Raw genomic sequence first — 17,711 nt, forward strand, 5'->3', positions numbered from 1 at the left:
AAAAATAAGACTAAAACTAAAAATAAAAGTAAAAATAAAACGCAACGGTACAAAACACATACAAGGGTAGGGGAAACCACATGAGTGATGGCATGTTTATTCCAACGCGAAAAGCTTCGGGAAACGCCATAATTACGTTACGTGAAGACGCTTTTGACTCTTCAGGTTCAAGCGCATTAGATGAAAGTAACAGTGCAAAATATTCGCGTCTTTTAGGGCGCAGAACTATAGAAGTGCTTAATAACGAGAAGCTTGATGAAGGCGTTTACCGTTTGACTTTGCGAGATTGCGAAATTGCTAAACATGCCACTCCTGCGCAGTTTGTTAATTTGTATTCGCCGGATCCGACTGCAATGCTTCCACGTCCTTTTGGTGTGGCAAGTGTAAAAGACGACACTTTTACGCTGATTTTTGCTGTAATTGGCAAAGGTACAGCAGAGTTTTCTAAGCTTAAGTCAGGAGATAGTGTTGATGCTCTTGGACCTTTAGGATTAGGTTTTGATATTTCTAAATCTGCGCATTATTTGCTAGTAAGTGGCGGCTTAGGTGTGCCTCCTATTATGTGTGCGGCTCAGGCTTTAAGCGAGCGTAAGGATTCTAGCGTAACAGCAGTTCTCGGATATAGAGAGAAGCGTTTTGCAGACGATTTGATGAAAGAGTATATTGCAGACGTACAAAGTATTACAAACGCTGAAGGAACAGTTATTACGCTACTTGACGAGCTTGAGCAAAATGGTCATTTTAATTTCGATGACGATTTGCCAACTGTGATTTTGTCTTGTGGACCTTTGCCAATGATGAAAGCTGTAGCTCACTGGGCGAATGAAAGAAATATTGAGTGCCAGCTTAGTTTAGAAGCGAGAATGGGCTGTGGGTACGGAACTTGCGTTGCTTGCGTAGTAGATACGCTAGAAGGACGATTGAAAGTTTGCAACGAAGGTCCTGTTTTTGATGCTAAGCGATTGGGTTGGGAGTAAGAAGTAAATATGAACGCTGCAAATAACGCTGCAAATAACGCTGAAAATAACGCTGCAAATTCTGCTGCAACTTTAGGTTTTGACACAAGCCACGTTTGGAAGCATCCAACTAAAGTTGCAGGAGTTGAATGGAAAAACATGGTTGGAACTGCTTCTGGAACCTTCCAGCTTGCAGCTTGCCGCCGCTTTTACGACGTAAGTCAGCTTGGAGCAATCTGCACAAAAGGCGTTTCTCCAGTCCCGTGGGAAGGAAATCCTGCTCCTAGAACTGCGGAATCTCCTTCCGGAATGGTGAATGCTGTAGGCTTGCAAAATCCTGGTGTTGACCACTATTTAGTAGACGAGCTGCCAAAACTAAAATCCATGGGAGCGCTTGTTATTACTAATGTTGCTGGTCACAGTGACGACGATTATGCTCAAGTTGTTGAAAAGCTTGCTGATTCTGCGGCCGACATGCTTGAAATTAACGTAAGCTGCCCAAACGTAACTCACGGCGGAATGAGCGTTGGCACGGATCCTGTTGCGTTGCATCGCTTAATTAAGCGTCTTCGTGCAATGACAAATAAGCCGATGATTGTAAAAATGACGCCAAACGTTACGGATATCGTCTCGATTTGCAAAGCTGCAGTTGACGCTGGTGCGGACGCTTTAAGCATGATTAATACGCTTGTTGGTTTGCGAATTGATATTAGAACCGGCGAGCCGATTATTGCAAACCGTACAGGCGGTGTTTCAGGTCCTGCTATTTTCCCGATTGGTCTTGGCTTCGTGTGGAGAGTGCGTCAAGCTATGCCAGATATTCCAATTATTGGTATTGGTGGAATTGATTCCGGCGAAAAAGCTTTGGAATACTTGTACGCTGGCGCGAATGCTGTAGAAGTTGGTGCTGCCGCTTTGGTAGATCCTACTGCTCCGATTCGTATTGCGCGAGAGCTTGACGATTTGCTTGATTCTAGGCCAAAGCTTGCGTCTTTGCTTAAAGAAGGCAAAACTTGGCGCTGAAATTAAGAAAGTAAGCGTATTTAGAAAGTATTTAAAAATATTTTAGGAAAGAGAGCTAATTATGGCAGAATTAGACGAACGTTTTACAAAGTTTTTGCTTGATTCAGGCGCGTTAAAATTTGGTGACTTTACGCTGAAATCTGGACGCAAATCACCTTATTTTATTAACGCTGGAGCTTTTGACGACGGCATGAAAATAGCGAGCTTAGGCGCATATTACGCTCAGCGAGTTGTTGCAGCAATTGAAGATGGCAAACTTCCGCAAGATATCGATACTGTTTTCGGTCCTGCTTATAAAGGTATTCCGTTGGCTGTCTCTACAGCAATGGCTTTGACGAATAATCATAATATGCCAGTCGGTTTTACTTTCGATCGCAAAGAGCGAAAGGATCACGGCGACGGCGGAATTATGGTTGGAAAACCGTTAAAAGACGGTATGAAAGTGCTGTTAGTTGACGACGTTATGACTGCTGGAACTGCAGTTCGTGAAACTTTGCCAAAGCTTAAAGCAGAAGCAAATGTGCAAGTTGTTGGCTTGATTTTGGCAGTAGACAGAATGGAACGCACAAAAGACAGTGAGCTTTCTGCAGTAAAAGCAGTAGAGCAAGAGTTTGGTTTCCCAGTTTTACCAATTGCTAACGTGCGTGAAATTTTCGCTGCAGCGCAAAAACTCACTAATAATGACGGAAAGCCAGTTATGGATGAGAATTTAGCTGCGCGTGCTGAAAATTATTTGCGAGAATATGGTGCGTAAGTATTTTCTATAATTTTTAAATACAAACGGTTGCGATAACATTTTTGCACTTCGTTGTATGAAAAGTTTGTTGGAATACTGTTGTAGAATCAGCACGTTTCGTTAATTTATTACGGCTAGTTAATTTACTTTAGTTTTGGGGGAATGAATATGTTCTGTGCACAATGTGGCAGTAAAAATGCGGAAAATAGTAAATTCTGTGATACTTGCGGTGCTCCGTTAGAAAACCTGCAAGAAGATACTGCTGCTGAACAAATTGAATCGCAAGCGGATTCAACTCAGGCAATTGAATCTCAAAATGATTCAACTCAGGCATTTTCTTACGAGCAGCCAACTGAAGCAATGCCGCCATATAATGCAAATATTGCAGAACAGCCTAATTCTTATGCTGACTCTTACCCAAATTCTTATTCGACAGATCAGCCTTATCCAAATGGCGCGTTTTACCCTCAAGCTGATTTTGCAAATCGCAATGCAAATGCGAATAAAAATAAAAAGCAAGTTATTATTATTACTGTAACTATCGCTATTGTCGTTTGTGTTTTAGCAATATGCGGTGGCGTATGGTGGTACGTAACTAATGGGAAATCTAATAAAGCGCATAATCAAACTAAAATAGAGCAAGTCAAAAATAAAAAAGATAAAAAGCAAGTTAAAAAAGATGATGGCTTTGATGTAGACAACAAGGACGACGAGGACGACAAGAGTTACAACAGCAAAAATAAAAAAGATAATAAAAATGCTGTTTCCGAAAATAAAAAACTGAATATACAAAAAATTGATAATTTAATAAAAGATTTTTCACAAAATCATGTCGCATCTGTTGCTATTGCAGACAAAAATAAGATTTTGTATGAGACTGGTAATTCGCACACTAAACTCCCGGCTGTTGGTTTTTATTTCCCTGTAATCTTGCACGCTGAGGAAGTGTCAGATTATAACTATGAGCAACAATACGAAAACGTTATTAAAACGATGAGTAATGAGTCCGCTAATGAGCTTATAGATGCTCAGGGTGGATTAGATGGATTAAATAGTTGGTTGTCTAATAACGGATATTCAGACACTTCGTTTGCTCGTAAATTTGGTGATGTTAATGCGTCGAAAGAAGGCAATGAGAATTACACTTCTTCGCATGATGCTGCACTTATGCTTTCAAAAGCAATGGGAAATTCGTTTATTACTAATCCAACAGGTTATAATGTCGCTAATGATGGCGTTAGAATCCCAAACGGCATAACAATTATGGCGCATCGAGGTCAGGGAATTCAGAACGCATATAACTATTTCATGATTATTAAGAGCGGCGATAAGATGCTTGGTATGTCGGTTTTGACAAGTTCTGCAGATAAATCTGAGGTTGCTGAATTAGTTTCAAATCTGTTGGATTTGTTGAAGAATAATCTATAAATCCATAATCTAAGTAGTAGGACTGAAAATTATTTGCGAGAATATGGTGCGTAAATAGTTTAAATGATAAAATTTATAAAATTCGTATTTTATAAATAGATTTTAAACTAGCGTCTAATTCTGTCTGCTAAGTAAAGTCTATTTTAGTTACTTTTTAGATGGTGGAATGACTGATTATGAGAGAGCAAAATAGTTCTGTTTCTAAAAATAGCAAAGTTGTTATTGCTGTAGTTGCTGTTTCGATTATAGTAGTTGCAATCGTAGTCGCAGCAGTATTCTTCTTAACTACCAATAAAAACAAGCCGAAAAGTAGTGTTTCTGCTCCTTCTAAAACTTGTATTCAAATGCGAGAAAAAGCAGTTAATGCTCAAAAAAATCTTATAAAATCTCTTTCAGATGATGACGTTATTCGCGCTATTGATATTAAAAAAGTTGAATTCAATTCGTATTCAGATGAAGCTAAAAGTGCTTTTGAAGATTTTGAATCATCATTAAATCACGTGAAATCTGATTCTAAAGAGAAAATACCTAACTGTCCTGCTGGAACTGATTCTGATAATTCTTCATCTGTTGAAAATAAGCTTTCAGATAAAGTCAACTCTTTTAATAAAAACGGAGAAGCTCTTGTAAAATCTGCTAAAACAGCTTTAGAAACAGGTAGAAAAGAAATTTCTAATAAGCTCTTAGAATTAGTTAAGCAAGGTCAAGAGCTTATAGATAAAACTAAGAATGTTCCTATTTTTGGTGCAGCTCAAGCCGATTTAGAAAAAGTTGTTGATACTGCAGGAAAAGCTCTTGCTAAAAGCAGTAACAACAGCGATGAGTTAAACCAGTGTATTACAGATTTGCAAAATGCTATTAAAGATTATTTGGCGAAAATTAAGAAGATAAGCGCAGATTTTACAAATCTTGATGGCAATGGGTATCCGTTAAATGCTCCACATCCTAAGGATGATCAAGGCGGTTATATTCCAATGGGTCGCAGCAATAATCCGGAATCTTCAAATCAAAGTGATAAACAATAATCAACTAATTGCGCTAGGAAAGTGTTGTTATTTTAATTAGTTGAGGCGTTGTGGCATAATTAGCAAGGTTTATTACATGGCCGCGTTAAACGGCCTACGTCGAAAGAACGGATAACTCGTGGCACAGACTACCAATGATATTAAAAATGGATCGGTTTTGAACCTTGAAGGTCAGCTTTGGACCGTCATCAAGTTCCAGCATGTGAAGCCAGGTAAAGGTCCTGCATTCGTGCGTACCACCATTAAGAACGTGCTCTCGGGCAAGATTGTCGACAAGACTTTTAACGCCGGCATGAAGATGGAGTTCGAGACCGTTGATAATCGTACTTTGCAATACTCTTATGAAGATGGAGATAACTTCGTTTTCATGGATATGAACACCTACGATCAGGTTTACATTCCTAAGGATTTAGTTGGTGAGCAGAGCAAGTACTTGCTTGAAGGCACTGACTGCATCGTGAGCTTCCACGACGGTACTCCTTTGAGCGTTGAATTGCCAGCTTCGGTGATTTTGACCATTACTCACACTGAGCCAGGCTTGCAGGGTAACCGCTCGAACGCTGGTACTAAGCCTGCAACCGTTGAAACCGGTGCCGAAATCCAGGTTCCACTCTTCGTGGGCGAGGGTGAAAAGGTGAAGGTCGATACTCGTGACGGCTCTTACCTTGGTCGCGAAAACTAAAGAATTAGCTAGTTAAATAATTAATTAAATAACTAACTAGTTTCAAAATAATTTTTATAGAGTGACCCGGTGGCGATTATTCGTTGCTGGGTCGCGTAATTTTTGATACAAAATTTATTAAGTAATTTTATTTTTACACAGAATTTTTACACAGAAGGGCGTTACAATGGCACGTTCCACAGCTCGAAAAAGAGCATTGAATACGCTTTATGAAGCTGACGAGAAGAATCAAAATATTCTTTCCCTACTTGAGGAACGCTTGAAAGAGCCTGGAGCGCAAACGCCGCTTCCTGATTATGCTGTTGAAATCGTTCGTGGAGTAGGAGAGCGACGAAACAGAATAGATAAAACTTTGAACCGCTATTCAACCGGCTGGAAAGTTGGCAGAATGGCTGTTATAGATCGCAATATTTTGCGAATGGCCGTGTGGGAAATACTACTCAATGATGAGATTCCAGATAAAGTTGCAATAGATGAAGCAATTGCTTTGGCGAAAATGTATAGCGAGGATGATGCTATTAGTTTCGTGCACGGTTTGTTGAGTGCGATAGTGTCCGATAAAGATGCTTGCTTGGCTAAGTTTAATGGCGAGGCTGCTGCGGAAGAATCTGCGGAAGAAGCTACTGAGGAAGAAGCTGCGGAAGAAGCTGCTAGCGATACTGCAGAATCTTCCGAAGCTACGGAATAATTTTAAAAGCTTACAATTTGACTATTTTTGATACGTCAATAGATTTGTAACGATTATCCGCTTACTGCACGCAGTGGGCGGATTTTTTATATGCTGATTTTGTCGTTTTTACCAAATCAGCCGATGTTTTCGACAAAATGCAGTGTAATTCTGTCGAAAATACCAAATCATTTGGTGAAATAAACAAAATGTAAGCTGAAACTGTCGAAAATACCAAATCATCTGGTGAAATAAACAGAATGTAGGCTGAAACTGTCGAAAACACAAAATTTCCCGATGTTATCGACATTTCTTCGTTCTAAGGCTTGTACGCATCAATTACAAAGCAAAAACTGCAGTAACTTAATATCCGGCGCGTCGCCGTCCTACAATCTGAGTAGACTTACCACGAATAACCTAAAGCCATAAGGGGGTTAAGGTGGACTACAACGACACCTTTGCCGGATTCGGCAGTGACGATGCAGTATTGGTATTAGAGGACGGTCAGGTTTACGTCGGTAAGCCTTTTGGCGCTGAAGGTTCTACTTGCGCCGAAATTGTGTTCTCAACAGGTATGACCGGTTATCAAGAAACGTTAACCGATCCAAGTTATGATCGACAAATCGTGGTTCAAACATTCCCACATATAGGTAATACGGGAGTTAACGATGAAGATCCGGAATCTCAACAAATTTGGGTTGCAGGATACGTGGTTAAAGTCCCAAGTCCTATAGCAAGCAATTGGCGATCCAAAGGTTCCTTGGAGGATGATTTAAGAAAACAAGGTATCGTTGGTATTAGTGGTATTGATACTCGAAAGCTGGTACGACATTTGCGCTCGGTTGGCGTTATGCGTGCCGGCATTTTTTGTAATAAGGCTCTTATTGATGAGTCCACGGGTGCTTTGCGCACTGTTGCGTCCTTCGTTGACGAAATCAAGCGCACTCCACAAATGCAAGGCTTACGCTTAACAGATGAAGTAAGCACTGAAAAAACTTATACTATTGATCCTTGTGGTGAATTTGAAGGCAAAGACCCACTTTACAATGTTGTGGCAGTCGACTTTGGTATTAAATCCATGACTCCGCATCGTTTAGCAGAGCGTGGATGCCGTGTTCACGTAGTAAGCTCCTCAATCAGTTTTGAATCATTAGAAGCTTTGAACGCTGACGGCGTGTTCTTCTCAAATGGTCCTGGAGATCCTGCTCAAGCAAACCGCGAAGTTGAGCTTTTGCGAAAAGTTTTGGACGCAGGATATCCGTTCTTCGGAATCTGCTTCGGAAACCAGCTTCTTGGACGCGCACTCGGCTTTGGTACATACAAACTGAAGTTTGGTCACCGCGGTATTAATCAGCCTGTAAAAGACGTAACAACAGGAAAAGTGGAAGTAACAGCTCACAATCACGGCTTCGCAGTGGACGCACCTCTTGACGGGCCGGTTCAATCTCCTTACGAAAACGGTCACTTTGGTCGCGTTCTAGTTTCTCACATTGATTTAAACGATAACGTCGTGGAAGGTTTGAAATGCCTTGATATTCCAGCCTTCTCTGTGCAGTATCATCCAGAAGCTGCAGCAGGACCTCACGATGCTTCGTATCTTTTTGACCGTTTTGTTGAATCTATGCATAATTCTTCACGCAAGAATTTAAAGGCTCAGAAGTAGGAACAGGAAAGAGAAGATTTACTATGCCAAAACGTACTGATATTAAGTCGGTTATGGTAATTGGTTCTGGCCCGATTGTTATCGGTCAGGCTGCAGAATTTGATTATTCGGGAACGCAGGCTTGCCGAGTGCTTCACGAAGAAGGAATTCGCGTAATTCTTGTGAACTCCAATCCTGCTACGATTATGACCGACCCGGAGCTTGCAGACGCAACATATATTGAGCCAATTGACACTTCGATTTTGGAGAGAATTATTGCTAAAGAGCGTCCAGATGCGCTGCTTCCAACACTCGGCGGCCAAACTGCTCTTAACGCGGCAATGGATTTAGGTCGTGCAGGAATACTCGAAAAATATAACGTTGAGCTTATTGGTGCTTCTTTGGAAGCAATCGACCGCGGTGAAGACCGTGAGCTTTTCAAAAAAGTCGTAGAAAAAGCCGGCGCTGAGTCAGCAAAATCCTTTATTGCTCATTCAATCGAAGAAGTAGATAAAATTGTTGAAACTTTAGGCTACCCGGTTGTTGTACGCCCAAGCTTTACTATGGGCGGCCTCGGCTCTGGTATTGCTCATAACGAAGAAGAGCTTCACCGCATTGCAGGAGCTGGCATTCACTATTCTCCAACAAACGAAGTGCTTATTGAAGAAGGCATTGAAGGCTGGAAGGAATTTGAGCTTGAGCTTATGCGCGACGCAAAAGACAACGTCGTAGTAGTTTGCCCAATCGAAAATGTTGACCCTGTAGGCGTGCACACTGGTGACTCTATTACAGTTGCTCCTTGCTTTACGCTTACAGACCGCGAGTACCAGAAGATGCGCGATATTGGTATCGCGATTATTCGAGGCGTTGGAGTTGACACCGGCGGATGCAATATTCAGTTTGCAATCAACCCTCAAACCGGCCGCATTATCGTAATCGAAATGAACCCGCGAGTTTCTCGCTCCTCAGCGCTCGCATCTAAAGCAACCGGCTTCCCAATCGCAAAAATCGCAACGAAACTTGCTCTCGGCTACACTTTGGACGAAATTCAAAACGATATTACTCGTTCAACTCCTGCAAGCTTCGAGCCAACAATCGACTACGTTGTAACGAAGATTCCGCGCTTTGCTTTCGAAAAGTTCCCAGGAGCAGACACTACGCTTACAACTTCTATGAAGTCAGTTGGCGAAGCAATGGCTTTGGCTGGAAACTTCCAGGAGTCCCTTGGAAAAGCAATGCGCTCAATCGATAAGCGTCACGCATGCTTTAGCTGGGATGGAGAGCGTCCAAGCAAGGAAGAAGTGATCAAGCTTCTTGAAGAAATGCATACTCCAACAGAGCACCGCTACTTGCAAATCCAGCGTGCGCTGTGGGGTGGAGCAACGCCAGAGCAGATTTTTGCAGCAACAAAAATCGACCCATGGTTTGTGGAACAGCTAGCGCAAATTAACGAAACTGCGCTCGCAGTTCGTGAAGCTGAAACTTTAACGCCTAAAGTTTTGAAGCGCGCTAAGCTTGCTGGCCTTTCAGACGTTCAAATTGCGCATTTACGCAATCTCGGCGACGAAGGTGAAAACATGGTTCGTGAGCTTCGTTGGGCTTACGGTTTGCGTCCTGTTTACAAGACGGTTGACACTTGCGCAGCTGAGTTTGATGCAGCAACTCCGTATTACTATTCTTGCTACGCTGACGAAAGCGAGTTGAAGAAGCGCGATCGCGAAGCTGTGATTATCTTGGGTTCTGGTCCTAACAGAATTGGCCAGGGTATTGAGTTTGATTACACTTGCGTTCACGCTGTTCAGGAATTGGGTAAGGATTACGACACCATTATGGTTAATTGCAATCCTGAAACAGTTTCTACAGATTATGACATGTCTGACCGCCTTTACTTTGAGCCTCTTACTTTCGAAGATGTTCTTGAAATTTACGAAGCAGAAAAGAAGCTTGGTCCAGTTAAGGGTGTGATTGTGCAGCTTGGCGGTCAAACGCCACTTTCGCTTGCTGCTCGTCTTAAAGCTGCTGGAGTTCCAATTTTGGGAACTACTCCGGAGGCTATTGATTTGGCTGAAAACCGTGAGCTTTTCGGCGAGGTTCTTCGTCAAGAAGGCATGAATGCTCCTCGATACGGCACGGCTTTAAGTCTTGAAGAAGCAAAAGATGCAGCTCACGCAATCGGCTACCCGGTTCTTGTGCGCCCAAGTTACGTGCTCGGTGGTCGTGGCATGGAAATCGTGTACGATGACGCTCAGCTTGCAAAGTATGTTGATCGCGCTTTGGAAGAAGCTAGAGCAGACACGGTTGTTTCTGGGCGTTTGCCTTCGCCGCTTTTGATCGATAAGTTCCTTCAGGACGCTATTGAAATCGATGTTGACGCGCTTTACGACGGCAATGAGCTTTATATTGGCGGAATTATGGAGCATGTTGAGGAGGCTGGCGTGCACTCGGGTGACGCTGCTTGTACTCTTCCTCCAAGCACTCTTTCGGACGATCAGATTCGTCGTCTTCGTGAAGGCACTCTTTCTATCGCCCGTGGCTGCTCGGTTCGCGGTCTTATTAACGTGCAGTACGCTTTTATGGCAAACACTTTGTACGTAATCGAGGCAAATCCTCGAGCATCTCGTACAGTTCCATTTGCTTCTAAAGCTACTGGAGTTGCTCTTGCTAAAGCTGCTGCTCGAATTATGGCTGGTGAAACAATCGCCCAGCAGAGAAAGCGCGGACTTCTTCTCCCACAAGGCGATGGTGGAGATATTCACCCAGGTCAGCAGGTTGCTATTAAAGCTTCTGTGCTTCCGTTCAAGCGTTTCCGCACTCCTGTTGGCCGTACGGTTGATATTTTGCTTGGACCAGAGATGCGCTCTACTGGCGAAGTTATGGGCTTCGACCGTGATTTCCCACACGCTTTTGCTAAGAGCCAGCTTGCAGCATACAAGGGCGGTTTGCCTACAAGCGGAAACGTTTTTGTTTCCGTAAGTGATGCTGATAAGAGGCAATTGCCGCTTCTTGCAGTTCGTTTAGTAGAGCTTGGTTTTACTATTTGGGCTACTGAAGGTACTGCTTCTGTGCTTCGACGCTACGGCATTGATTCTGTGATTGTCGACAAGATTTCCAGCAAAGGCGACACTGCTAAAGATGTACGTAGTACTGATGGCGGAGAAAGAATTGGTAAAAACGTCGTAGAGCTCATTGAGAATGGTAAGATTGATATGGTGCTTAACACACCAAACTCAAGAGGGTCTCGTACGGATGGTTACGCTATTCGTGCAGCTGCAGTAGCAGCAGATCTTCCGCAGTTCACCACCATTACTGAGTTTGCTCCAGTTTTGATGGCAATTGAAGCTGTAAAAAATAATGATTACCAGGTGATGAGCATTCAGGAGCATGCAAAGCAACTGTTTGCAATCGAACGGGCAGAAAGCCAAGAAAGTCGGGCGTGACACATGAGCGAGAGCATACGTGAACAGGAGTTGCAGGCACAACGTTCCGATTTTGGTTTGCGTTTGAAAAACGCTATGGCCAAATACGGTCCTCTTTGCGTTGGCATTGATCCTCATAGAAAAATGCTTCTTAATTGGGGATATAAGATGGATGCGTTGGGAGCTGAATTGTTCTCTATGCGTATGCTTCAAGCCATGAACGGCAGAGCTGCCGCAGTAAAGTTTCAATCAAGCATGTTCGAGCGCTACGGCTCTAAAGGTTTCGCAGCGCTCGAGCGTGTGCTTTATGCGGCTCGTCAAATGGATGTTATTACCATTGTTGACTGCGGTCACGGTGGTTTATCTACTACGATTTCTGCATTAGCTGACGCTTATTTTAAGCCAGGAGCTCCACTGCTTACCGATGCTATTACGCTTTTACCATACTATGGTGCTAGATCTATGGGCGGCCTTATTAACGATGCTTTAAATAATGGTAAAGGTGTATTTATAGCTTCCTTAACTTCAAATCTTGAAGGCGCTAGCTTGCAAACTGCTATCCGTCAAAGTGGAGACTATCGCGGAACTACTGTTGCTCACGGTATAGCACAGACTGCTCAAAAGTTTAATAATAAAACTAAGGGCATGGGGTCAGTCGGTTTGATTGTTGGTGCTACTGTTGGAGATTGGATGAATGGTGGCGGTATTGATTTAACAAGTTTTACCGGCCCTATTCTTTCTCCAGGTTACGGTTGGCAGGGTGCTGAAGCGAACGATTTGAAACGTGTTTTTGCTGGAACGCATGGTAACGTGCTTGTGACAGTTTCGCGCTCAATAGCATCGCACGGTCCAAATATTGGAGATCTTTCAGCTGCTACTGAACGTATCGCTTGGGACATACGTCAGGCGCTTATGGATTAAAATTTAGTCAAGAGCAGAAAGTTAATAATCATGAAAAAGCATACTGTTGGAGCAGAAACTACCACTTCAATGCCGGCAATTTCTGCTACCGAACCTATTGACGGTAAAAAACGTCGACTCATAGTATTAACTGGTCCTACAGCGGCTGGTAAAGGTACTGTAGAAGGTATGCTACGCGAGAAACATCCTCGAATATGGCTTTCTGTTTCGGCTACAACTCGCGCGCCTCGTCCTGGAGAATTTAACGGAATCCACTACTGGTTCCTTGACGAAGAAGAGTTTGAGCGTCGCAAAAGAAACGGTGAGTTTTTAGAAACTGCTTTAGTGCATGGAATGGCGCATTACGGTACTCTTTTGCAACCTGTTCTTGATCATCTTGCTCAAGACGTACCGACTTTACTTGAGATTGATCTTCAAGGCGCTAGAAGAGTAAAGCAGGAAGCGACTCGTCTCGGTTTAGAAGTTGTATACGTTTTTATAGCACCTCCTAGCTTTGAAGAGCTGGAAAGAAGACTTATTAAGCGTGGTACAGAAACTCCTGAACAGCAGACGAAACGTTTAGAAACTGCTAAAGTTGAGATGGATGCTGCTAATGAGTTCGACGTTGTTATTGTTAACGATAATGTTGAGCGCGCAGCTGACGAATTGTGGAATATTATTGCGAAAGAATACGATTTGTAAATTATCTGTCACAATATCCAATATGTGGCATATAATAAGCTTTTCGGAACTATTGTGGCACCATAGAATATGGAGAACATTATGGCATTGGGCACTCAGCCAACACCTACGGGACTTGCGAATCCGCCAATTGATGATTTAATGCAGCATGCGGACTCCAAGTATGCGCTTGCCTTGTTTGCCGCAAAACGAGCACGGCAGATTAATTCTTATTTCACTCAACTTAATGAGGGAATGCTTCAAAACGTTGGTCCTCTTGTTGAGTACAAGAATCAAGAGAAGCCTCTTTCTATTGCTTTCCGCGAAATTAACGAAGGATTGCTAGAAGAGACTCTCGGCGAAGACGATATGAGCGAAGGAAATTAATTCCAGCTTAACTTGTCTTAAAATTTTATTCAGTCACACTTCTGCTTTGGGAGTGTGACTGTTTTTTTTTATTTTCTGATATTTAATCTTCTGATATTTAATCTTCCGATACTGGATTTTGTGCATAATCCAAGTATTTTGTAAAACAGTTTCGTGTTTGTTGCATAGTCGATAGTAGTATGTCAGTTACAACTGTTTTATTTACTTTTAAATATTACTTTAATTATTTTTGCAAATGGGGCAAGCATGGCGGAATGTGTGAAAAGTGAGATAAACGAAAATAGCGTAGAAACTGCAGCAGAGCATAATCGTATTGAGCCAAGACTGATTTCTGCAGAATCTGTTACAGAAGGTCATCCAGATAAGCTTTGTGATCAAATTGCGGACGCTATTTTAGACGATATGCTTCGTCAAGATTCACATTCTCACGTTGCTGTTGAAGTTTGCGCTTGCGTTGGCCAATTTGTTGTTTTTGGTGAAGTTCGAGGCGAAGTTTACACTGATATTCCAGGCATAGTTAGAAAAGTTGTTAACGAAGTTGGTTACAACAGTTCAGCTGTAGGCCTTGACGCTAACTCTTGCGGAGTAATGGTATCTCTTACTGAGCAGAGTGCTGAGATTAATCAAGGTGTTTCAAGATTAGATGAGTCGCATGAAAGTGCTGCTTCTAGGCAAGAGCGTTACGCTTCGCAAGGTGCTGGAGATCAAGGTGTTATGTTCGGCTACGCTTGTAACGAAACTGACTCGTACATGCCTCTTCCAATTTACTTAGCTCACCGTTTAGCGCAGCAGCTTTCTTTAGTGCGTAAAAATGGTACAGTTTCGCACTTGCGTCCGGATGGCAAAACTCAAGTAACTATTGAATACGACGAGAATGGAAAACCTAAGCGATTAGATACTGTTCTTATTTCAACTCAGCATGATCCTCAAGTTAATCACGATTGGCTAGAAGATCAGCTTGTAAATAATGTTGTTGAGCCGATATTGAAAGAAGTTTTAGGAGAGTCTGTAAAGCACGATAATTACAGGATGCTTGTAAATCCAACTGGTTCTTTTGTTTTAGGAGGTCCTGCAGCTGATTCTGGCCTTACTGGTAGGAAAATTATTGTTGATACTTACGGTGGTGCTGCTCATCATGGCGGCGGCGCTTTTTCTGGAAAAGATCCTAGCAAGGTTGACCGTTCTGCTGCTTATGCTGCACGTTGGGTTGCAAAAAACATTGTTGCAGCAGGATTAGCTAGTAAAGCTGAAGTGCAGGTTGCGTATGCTATTGGTGTTGCTGACCCTGTAAGCGTAAACGTTGAAACGTTTGGTACTGAGGCTTCTGGAGTTACTCGTTCAGATATTGCTGCGGTTGTTCGTAAAGTTTTTGATTTACGTCCTGCAGCTATTATTGACGAGCTTGATTTATTGCGACCAATATACGCAAAAACTGCAGCTTACGGTCATTTTGGTCGAAAGGATATTGAGTTTCCGTGGGAAAAGCTTAATCGAGTAGAAGAAGTAAAAGAAGCTTTAAAAAATTTGCATTCTAATTTGCGAAAATAGTTTATTGAAATAATTTTCTGAAATTATTTTCGTAAGTTTGTGCAAGTTTTCGTAAGTTTTGCGTAAGAATTGTTTGCTAGTAAGGATGTGTTAATGCTTGAGCAACCATCATTAGACGGTTTAGAAAGAAAAGCTAAACGCAGCAGAAAAACTGTGCAAACTTCTATTGCTGCTTCTAATCCTATTGCGCATATAATGCTTGACGTTCAAGCTTTACACCTGGGAAAAACTTTCGACTATCTAGTATCGCAATCGCAAGATGAGATTGCGCAACCTGGAAGTTTAGTTCGCGTAAAATTTGGTGCTAGTAGAGTTAACGGAATTATTTGGGGAAGATCTGATAAAACGAGTACTCCAAAATCTGCTCTAAAATTTATAGATCGCGTGCTTCCAGGTGGCTCAATTGTGTCTAATTCAATGCGTAATGATATTTGCGCTATTGCTGAAGCGTACGGTGGCACTCCTGCAAATATTATTCGCCTAGCAATACCGCCTAGAGTAGCTAGCGTAGATAAAGAGCAAATTTTAGATTCGATTCATGCTTTAAGAAGCAAATCATCGTTATCTTTGCTATCTAAAAAACTCAGAGAGTACAATTCAGAAACAGTTTTCGACGGCTCTGAAAAAGTTAAGTTCACAACCGACGCTCGAATGGAAGCATCATATAGTAACGTTAATGCGCTTAAAGAAGCGTTACAGAAAGTTTCTTACGAAAATAAAATAGGATCGTCGGAAAGTTTTCTGCAAAACGCGAGTACTTACGCTAGTTCTTATGCAACTTCTTACGCAAAATCATTTGTAGTAGATGCTCTTCCTGGATCTTTTAGATGGGCTCAAGATTTAGCTTGGATTATTACAACAGCCATTAGTTCTGGGCGAAAAGCTTGCGTAGTTTTACCAACATTGCGCGAAGTAAATGATCTTATGCGTGCGCTTATGGAATTTGGTTTAAAACCGTATAAAAAGTCTCCTACTCAAGGAGTTTTCTCAGGAGATGTTGCGCGTCTTTGCGCAGCAGATTCTCCAGCAGACAGGTATAGATCTTGGAAAGCAGTTGCGCAAGGTCTAGTTTCCTGCGTTCTTGGTACTAGAGCAGCTATGTATGCTCCTGTAGAAGGCAACGCGCTATTCGTTATTGTTGAAGATTGCGCATACCAGTATGCGGATGGGATGGTTCCTTACGCTCAAGCTCGCGGTGTTATGAAGCTTAGAGCAAAAACACACAATGGTGTTTTTGTGTCAATGTCTTATATGAGAAGCGCTGTAAGTCAGTGGGAAATTCAAAGCGAGTTTTCGCCTTCTAAATTTAGTCAAGTAAGCGGTAAAAGTACTCTTATTGCTCCACTTAGTAGCATAAGAAAGCAATCTTCTTCTTGGGTTCGTGTACTTAATCGTGAGGCTCTTATAAGACTTGCAGACTCTAGCATTGGGTCTAGGGTTCCGCATACTGCTGTGCGGGTTATACGTAAATCTTTAGATGAAGGGTATCCTGTTCTTCTTTCCATACCGGCTGATGGAGTAACTCAGGCAGCATCTTGCGAACACTGTCACGCGCAGGCTCGCTGTAAACGCTGCACGGGGCCTTTAGATATAAGCAAAATTAATTCTCCACGATGCAAATGGTGTGGAGCTAGTGCATTAGATTGGACTTGTGCTAATTGCGGTTCTAATCGCATACGTGCGCTTAGAGTTGGTGCTGCTGGAACTGCCCAAGAATTAAGAGGATTATTTAGAAACGTCCCAGTTTTGCTATCTTCGCCTCACCAACCAGGCGGTATTATCGAAGTTATTGAAGAAAAGCCGGTAATAGTTGTTGCAACTCCTGGAGCAGAGCCGAGAGTTAAATCTGCAAGTCAGAAAAATAGCGCTTCAAAAAGTTCATCTTCTGCAGAATCATATTGCTTTACTGGAGAATATAAAACTGTTGCAATACTAGACGCTTGGAATAGTCTTTATTCTACAGGACTCGATGCAAGAATAGATACTCTTAACGCTTGGATGCGCGCAGCAGCATTGTGTGCTCCAAAATCTCGTGACGGAAGTGTACTTCTTATCGGAGAAACATATTCGTCGTGTGCACAAACTCTTTCTACATGGAATCCTTCTTTACTTGCCTCTCGTGAAATTAATGAACGAAGTCAGGCAGGTCTTCCTCCTAGCGTTTGTGCTGCATGCGTGTGGGGAGCGCGTGACGCTGTAATGAAAGCACTGCACAATATTGGTGCAATTCCTAGCGCAAAGGAAAATTCACATAAAAACGAAAATAAAAGCGTGAAAAGCAATGAAGAAGTGTCCTCGCAATTTTCAGCAATTTTGCCGATGATTTCTATAGACATTGGTGCTGATGATTCTGAGTCTTCCGTAAAAAATTCTCGCGCAGAATCAATTGTTATACCACCACTTTTAGGTGTTGTTCCTATGCATCCGCCTGTTACGGATAATTATCAGCATTTTGATGAACTTGACGATCGCGTAAAAGCAGTAGTAAGAGTTCCGCTTTCGTGGAGGCAGGAATTAGTGGATCGTTTGCTAAAAGAAGTAGCTCATCACATAGCAACACGAGCTGCTGGAGAATTACGTTTTTGTGTTGATCCAAAAGACTTACTAGCGTACTGAGGAG

14 protein-coding genes are annotated in these 17,711 nt (G+C 42.3%); all 14 read left to right on the top strand.

Annotated features, from left to right (window positions below; all coding sequences use genetic code 11):
- Window positions 1-80: 80 nt before the first annotated feature.
- The 14 genes from ACNEUN_RS04820 (at window position 81) to ACNEUN_RS04885 (ending at window position 17,707) form a co-directional block, all read left to right on the top strand.
- Window positions 81-977 carry a dihydroorotate dehydrogenase electron transfer subunit gene (locus ACNEUN_RS04820; RefSeq protein ID WP_463631200.1) on the top strand — a complete coding sequence of 299 codons (897 nt, stop codon included), beginning with the start codon at window positions 81-83 and terminating at the stop codon, window positions 975-977.
- Window positions 978-986: 9 nt separating this feature from the next.
- Complete coding sequence (locus tag ACNEUN_RS04825; protein WP_463631201.1) at window positions 987-1,979, top strand: dihydroorotate dehydrogenase; 993 nt, start codon at window positions 987-989, stop codon at window positions 1,977-1,979.
- A 61-nt stretch (window positions 1,980-2,040) separates the two neighbouring features.
- Complete coding sequence (gene pyrE, locus ACNEUN_RS04830) at window positions 2,041-2,733, top strand: orotate phosphoribosyltransferase (RefSeq protein ID WP_463631203.1); 693 nt, start codon at window positions 2,041-2,043, stop codon at window positions 2,731-2,733.
- A gap of 150 nt (window positions 2,734-2,883) precedes the next feature.
- The gene (locus ACNEUN_RS04835) at window positions 2,884-4,143 is read left to right on the top strand and encodes a zinc ribbon domain-containing protein (RefSeq protein WP_463631204.1); all 1,260 of its coding nucleotides are present in this window, start codon (window positions 2,884-2,886) and stop codon (window positions 4,141-4,143) included.
- Window positions 4,144-4,319: 176 nt separating this feature from the next.
- Window positions 4,320-5,168, top strand: a complete 849-nt coding sequence (locus ACNEUN_RS04840; RefSeq protein ID WP_463631206.1) for a hypothetical protein — start codon at window positions 4,320-4,322, stop codon at window positions 5,166-5,168.
- Window positions 5,169-5,286: 118 nt separating this feature from the next.
- Window positions 5,287-5,850, top strand: a complete 564-nt coding sequence (efp, locus tag ACNEUN_RS04845) for an elongation factor P (RefSeq protein ID WP_004115197.1) — start codon at window positions 5,287-5,289, stop codon at window positions 5,848-5,850.
- Window positions 5,851-6,016: 166 nt separating this feature from the next.
- Window positions 6,017-6,538: a transcription antitermination factor NusB gene (gene nusB, locus ACNEUN_RS04850; protein ID WP_463631208.1), complete on the top strand. Its 522-nt coding sequence runs from the start codon at window positions 6,017-6,019 to the stop codon at window positions 6,536-6,538.
- Window positions 6,539-6,956: 418 nt separating this feature from the next.
- Entirely contained in the window at window positions 6,957-8,180 is a 1,224-nt protein-coding gene (gene carA / locus ACNEUN_RS04855; protein WP_427877155.1) for a glutamine-hydrolyzing carbamoyl-phosphate synthase small subunit, read from the top strand.
- Window positions 8,181-8,203: 23 nt separating this feature from the next.
- Window positions 8,204-11,596, top strand: a complete 3,393-nt coding sequence (gene carB / locus ACNEUN_RS04860) for a carbamoyl-phosphate synthase large subunit (RefSeq protein ID WP_427877154.1) — start codon at window positions 8,204-8,206, stop codon at window positions 11,594-11,596.
- A gap of 3 nt (window positions 11,597-11,599) precedes the next feature.
- Window positions 11,600-12,496, top strand: coding sequence for an orotidine-5'-phosphate decarboxylase (gene pyrF, locus ACNEUN_RS04865; RefSeq protein WP_427877152.1), 897 nt, complete (start codon window positions 11,600-11,602; stop codon window positions 12,494-12,496).
- Window positions 12,497-12,565: 69 nt separating this feature from the next.
- A complete protein-coding gene (gmk, locus tag ACNEUN_RS04870) occupies window positions 12,566-13,177 on the top strand; it encodes a guanylate kinase (protein WP_463631289.1) in 612 nt (203 codons plus the stop codon).
- Between the two features lie 81 nt (window positions 13,178-13,258).
- Entirely contained in the window at window positions 13,259-13,543 is a 285-nt protein-coding gene (rpoZ, locus tag ACNEUN_RS04875; protein WP_427877151.1) for a DNA-directed RNA polymerase subunit omega, read from the top strand.
- 246 nt (window positions 13,544-13,789) lie between these two features.
- Complete coding sequence (gene metK / locus ACNEUN_RS04880; RefSeq protein ID WP_463631212.1) at window positions 13,790-15,091, top strand: methionine adenosyltransferase; 1,302 nt, start codon at window positions 13,790-13,792, stop codon at window positions 15,089-15,091.
- 93 nt (window positions 15,092-15,184) lie between these two features.
- Entirely contained in the window at window positions 15,185-17,707 is a 2,523-nt protein-coding gene (locus ACNEUN_RS04885) for a primosomal protein N' family DNA-binding protein (RefSeq protein WP_463631213.1), read from the top strand.
- The last annotated feature ends 4 nt before the right edge of the window (window positions 17,708-17,711 follow it).

This window comes from Gardnerella sp. C0684A1 (assembly GCF_055326835.1).